We start from the raw sequence: 517 nt of genomic DNA, 5'->3' as shown, positions 1-517 counted from the left end.
GTTTTGACGTCAATTTTTTTCGGGCGTTACAAAAAGAGAGTGGCTTGATTGATTACCAAGCCGCCAATTTGACGCAGGGTGAGCGAATCACTAGCATTCGGGGAGATAGCACCCGCTGGATTGATGAGCACTGCCCGATTGGTATGCAGTATCTACAAGCGATTAATGAGCGCCTAGAGAACTATTTAACGTCGCGTCCGGGCGAGGTAAAGACGATAACAGTGGGTTTGTTAGAGGTGCAAAACCACATTTTAGCCCAAGATATTGCCGCATCCTTTGATATTCCCCGCCAAAATCTATCAGCCATGGATGGTTTTGCGATTGCTATGGGTAGCTATCTTGACCACGATAGCCAACTTGAAATCATCGGTGAATCGGGGGCAGGTAAACCTTTTAACGGTCGTTTGCGACCCAATCAAGGCGTGCGAATTTTTACCGGCGCGGTGGTGCCAAATGACTGCGACACGGTGGTGATGCAGGAAGACACTATCCTTAGTGACATTCAGCACAGTTTGGA

1 pseudogene is annotated in these 517 nt (G+C 48.2%); it reads left to right on the top strand.

The window, feature by feature from the left end:
* Positions 1–517: pseudogene (locus IEY58_RS34240) on the top strand (hypothetical protein); the annotation flags it as partial.

Origin of the sequence: Aliidongia dinghuensis (assembly GCF_014643535.1) — a bacterium.
GTDB classification, from domain to species: Bacteria; Pseudomonadota; Alphaproteobacteria; order ATCC43930; family CGMCC-115725; genus Aliidongia; species Aliidongia dinghuensis.
Note: the sequence above shows the minus strand (reverse complement) of the source record. Positions and strands in the feature narration are given on the sequence as shown.